4 protein-coding genes are annotated in these 4150 nt (G+C 74.0%); 3 read left to right on the top strand and 1 reads right to left on the bottom strand.

All coding sequences use genetic code 11. The features are described from left to right. Positions 1-193: 193 nt before the first annotated feature. Positions 194-1618, top strand: coding sequence for an amidase (locus tag FS793_RS15855; protein ID WP_144722133.1), 1425 nt, complete (start codon positions 194-196; stop codon positions 1616-1618). Positions 1619-1630: 12 nt separating this feature from the next. Here FS793_RS15855 and FS793_RS15850 read toward each other — a convergent pair whose 3' ends face one another. After that, the gene (locus tag FS793_RS15850; RefSeq protein WP_186329568.1) at positions 1631-2089 is read right to left on the bottom strand and encodes a hypothetical protein; all 459 of its coding nucleotides are present in this window, start codon (positions 2087-2089) and stop codon (positions 1631-1633) included. Between the two features lie 144 nt (positions 2090-2233). Here FS793_RS15850 and FS793_RS15845 point away from each other — a divergent pair, with 144 nt between their 5' ends. Both FS793_RS15845 and FS793_RS15840 read left to right on the top strand, forming a co-directional pair. Further along, the gene (locus FS793_RS15845) at positions 2234-2839 is read left to right on the top strand and encodes a DUF2510 domain-containing protein (RefSeq protein WP_144722131.1); all 606 of its coding nucleotides are present in this window, start codon (positions 2234-2236) and stop codon (positions 2837-2839) included. A gap of 39 nt (positions 2840-2878) precedes the next feature. Beyond that, complete coding sequence (locus tag FS793_RS15840; RefSeq protein ID WP_144722129.1) at positions 2879-4075, top strand: glycosyltransferase; 1197 nt, start codon at positions 2879-2881, stop codon at positions 4073-4075. The last annotated feature ends 75 nt before the right edge of the window (positions 4076-4150 follow it).

Genomic DNA, 4150 nt, shown 5'->3' with positions numbered 1-4150 from the left:
GGTCGAGGAGCGCGCGAGCCCGAAGGGCGAGCACGCGTCACGAGACCACGCGACCGCCGCTCCTAGCCCAGCCACGCGCGTGATCGCGTCGGACGGGTGCGCTGGGAGGTCTCGTGACACGTGCTCGCTGCGCTCGCGCGCTCCTCGACCAGCCGACGGGGGAGCGCCGTCGACGGGTGGCTAGGCTCGAACGGTGACGGCGCTGCACGAGCTCACGGCCCTCGACCTCTGGGACGCCCTGCATCGCAGGCGCGTCTCCGCACGCGAGGTGGCCGAGCACTACCTCGCCCGCATCGATCGAGACGCGACGAACGCCTTCGTCACGGTCACGGCCGACGCGGCGCTCGCGCGCGCCGACGCGATCGACGCCGCCGACGACCGCACGCCCGTCATCCTCGGCCTGCCGTTCGCCGACAAGGACCTCGTGCAGCGTGCGGGCGTGCCGACGCAGTTCGGGTCGCGGGCCCGCGAGGGATTCGTGCCCACGGCCTCCGACCCGATCGTCGAGGTGCTCGACGCCGCGGGCGGCGTGAGCCTCGGCAAGACGGCGACGCCCGAGTTCGGCTTCTCGGGCCACACCTCGAGCGCGCTCACGGGGCACACCACGCTGCCGGGTCGTCCGGACCTCGGCGCCGGCGGCTCGTCGGGTGGCGCCGCCGCCGCGGTCGCCGCGGGGCTGCTGCCGTTCGCGCCGGGCAGCGACGGCGGCGGCTCCATCCGCATCCCCGCCTCCGTCTGCGGGCTCGTGGGGCTCAAGCCCTCGCGCGGCCGCGTGCCCGCGCACTCGGGCCTCGGGCAGATCGGCGGCCTGTCGGTCGCCGGCCCCATCGCCCGCACGGTGCGCGACGCAGCACTGCTCATGGAGGCCATGCTCGGTCGCGTCAACGGCGTCGTGCCGCACCGCACGACGCTGCGCTCGCCCGAGCTCGACGGCGGCTCGCTGCTCGCCGCGGCGACGCGCGGCGAGGGCCGGTTCCGCATCGCCGTGCTCGAGGGCACGCCGTGGGACGACGCCGTCGACGTCACGATCTCGCAGGACGCCCGCGACGCCGTCGCCGTCGCCGTGCGCGAGCTGGGCGCGCTCGGCCACGACCTCGACGAGCTGGCCATGCCGGCGCTGCCCGGCTATGCCGACACGTTCGCGACGCTATGGCGGTTCGGCGCCGCAGGCATCCCGTTCACCGACGCGCAGCGCGAGCGCGTCGAGCCCCTCACGCGATGGCTCGCGGATGCGGGGCGCGCGCTCACGCCGGGCGAGGTCGCCCAGGGCGTCGCGCTGTTCACGGCGTACGAGCGCACGGTCGTGACGGCGTTCGCGCCGTACGACGCCGTGCTCACGCCCACGACGGCGCTGCCGGCCCGCCCGCTCGACTGGTACGGCGACGATCCCGAGGAGTCGTTCCGGCAGCAGGTGCGCCACACGCCGCACACGTCGTTCGTCAACGTCTCGGGCCTGCCCGCCATCACGCTGCCCGTGCACGAGACCGCCGACGGGCTGCCGATGGGCGCGCACCTCATCGGGCGCCCGGGCGAGGAGTCGACGCTGCTCGCGATCGGCCGCCAGCTCGAGCGCCGCATCCCGTGGGAGCACGTGGGCAGGAAGCGGCTCGCGGCGTAGGGCCTCGGTGGGCTACGAGGCGGTGGGTCTGCGACGCGGTCGCGTCGCAGGCCGCTTCGGCAGGTAGCCGCCGAGCTCGAGCCCCGCCTCGATCTCGTAGCGGTTCGTGAGCGCGTCGATGCCGGCGGCGTAGTACATCGGGACGAACGCGAGGCCGTAGCGCAGCCACTGCTGCCGATGCACCTCTTCGTGGGCGAGCACGTCGGCCGACACGTTGGCGTTCGTGAGGAACGTCGCGCCCACGGTCGTGCCGCCGCGACCGAACGCCCACGCCGGCAGCCCCGAGATGACGTGCAGCTCGCCCTCGCGGCGCACGTCGCCGCCGAGCAGCCGACCCCATGCGAGCGCCGCCTGCGTCGCCAGGTGGTACCCGGGCACCGCGACGGAGCGGGAGAAGAGCGCGCGCTGCACCGGCTGCAGCGCCGCGTGCGCGGCGCGACCCGTCGCATGGCCGATGGAGCGCAGTCCCATGCCTGCGACGCTACCCGGACGAGCGCACCTGGCGAACGTGTGTCGAGTGAGCAATTGTCAGGGGACGGCCCTACGCTGATCGCGACGCGCTGACTCAACCTCATCCGGGGGCAACGGCGGCGACGATGATGAAGGGTCTCGGCGATGTCTGCACACTCCACCCCGCCCGGCTGGTATCCGATGCCGGACGGGCAGAGCCGCTTCTGGGATGGGCAGACGTGGCTCGACCTCCCCGATCCGACTGGCGGAGCGCCCCGTCGTCGTGCCTGGCTCGGCTGGGTCATCGGCGGCGCATCGGCCCTGGTGCTTGCAGTGGCCGTGATCGCCGGAATCGCGATCGTGGGAGAGCTGCAGCGACAGCAGAGTGCCGCTGCAGAGGCCCAGGCTCAGGAGCAGGCCGAGGCTCAGGCGCACGAGGACGCGGCACAGGAGGCGCAAGCGGCTGCCGCTGCCGAGGCTGCAGAGCAGTCCGAGCGCGACGCGCGGTCGGCCAGCGTCGAGCAGATCGAGCTCTCGATCTGGACCATGGCACAGGGGCACGCAAGCGACGGCCTGCTTGACGACGCGCCCATCGACGTATCGTGCAGCCCCGTCGGTGGGTCGCTCGACGACCTGACGGCGCTGACGACCACATTCGACTGCTTCGTGGCCGTCGAGGACATGGGCGATGGCACGATGCGGGGCTACCACTACAACTCGCTGATGAACTGGAGCTCGGGCGAGTACACGTACGGATTCGGCGCTCCCTAGCCGCGCGGAGCCCGCACCTCTCGGGCTACGCTGGCGCGCATGCGGATCGCGATGGTGTCGATGCACACGTCGCCCGCAGACCGGCCGGGGTCGGGCGACGCCGGCGGCATGAACGTGTACGTGCTCGAGACGGCGAAGGCGCTCGCGGCCCGCGGGCACCGCGTCGACCTCTTCACCCGCGCCGCAGGCACCCGCTGGACGAAGCGGCTCGCGGCAGGCGTCACGCTCTTCGCGCTCGAGACCGGCGGGGGAGCGGTGCGCAAGCACGACCTGCCGAACCTCGCCGACGAGTTCGGCGAGCAGCTGCAGCGCGTCGCGGTCGACGCCGACGAGCCGTACGACGTCATCCACGCCCACTACTGGCTCTCGGGGCTCGCAGCCCTGCCGGTGAGCCTCGCGCTCGGCGTGCCGCTCGTGCAGACGTTCCACACCCTCGCGGTGCAGAAGGCGGCGGGCGGCACCGCCGAGCCCGAGCGCCGCCGCCTCACGGAGCGCTACCTCGGGCTCGAGGCGGATGCCGTGGTCGCGGTGTCGAACGCCGAGGCCGACACGCTCATCGACGGCCTGCACGTCGACGCGTCGCGCATCTGGCTCGTGCGACCCGGCGTCGACGTCGACGCGTTCGCGCCTCCCGGCTTCGACGTGCGCGACGACGTGCGCTCGCGCCTCGGCGTGCGCGACCACGAGGCGCTCGTCGTCGTCGCGGGACGCGTGCAGTCGACGAAGGGGCAGGATCTCGCGGTGCGCATGCTCGAGCACCTCGACGACGCCGTGCTCGCGATCGCCGGGGAGGCGCCGCCTGGCGACGAGTCGTTCGTCGACGAGCTGGTCGCGATCGCGATCGAGCTCGGCGTCGAGGATCGCGTGCGCCGCATCGGCTCGCTCGATCGACCGGATCTCGCGCGGCTGCTCGGCGCCGCGAGCCTCGTGGTCGTGCCGAGCCGAGCGGAGACGTTCGGCATCGTCGCGCTCGAGGCCGCCGCGTGCGGCACGCCCGTCGTCGCCGCCGACGTGGGCGGCCTGCCGGAGTCGGTGGCGCACGGGTCGACCGGCGTGCTCGTCGAGGGGCGCGACCCCGCGGCGTGGGCGGCGGCCTGCCGACGCCTCATCGACGATCCGGTCGCGCTGTCGGAGCTGTCGGCGTCCGCGCGCATCGAGGTCGAGCGGCGCACGTGGCAGGCGTCGGCCGAGCGGCTCGACGAGGTCTACCGGGCGCTCGGGGGCGACGGCGGCTGAGGGTCACCCCCCCCAGCTGGTCGAGGAGCGCGCGAGCGCAGCGAGCACGCGTCACGAGACCACGCGACCGCCGCT

It is taken from the genome of Agrococcus jejuensis, from assembly GCF_007679035.1.
GTDB classification, from domain to species: Bacteria; Actinomycetota; Actinomycetes; order Actinomycetales; family Microbacteriaceae; genus Agrococcus; species Agrococcus jejuensis_A.
The sequence above is the reverse complement of the archived record's forward strand: the minus strand, read 5'-3'. Positions and strand labels throughout refer to the sequence as shown.

What these genes read in the sequence shown, in the direction of transcription:
- FS793_RS15850 (WP_186329568.1), bottom strand. Translation starts at nt 2,089, where the DNA reads ATGGGACTGCGCTCCATCGGCCATGCGACGGGTCGCGCCGCGCACGCG.
- FS793_RS15845 (WP_144722131.1), top strand. Translation starts at nt 2,234, where the DNA reads ATGTCTGCACACTCCACCCCGCCCGGCTGGTATCCGATGCCGGACGGG.
- FS793_RS15840 (WP_144722129.1), top strand. Translation starts at nt 2,879, where the DNA reads ATGCGGATCGCGATGGTGTCGATGCACACGTCGCCCGCAGACCGGCCG.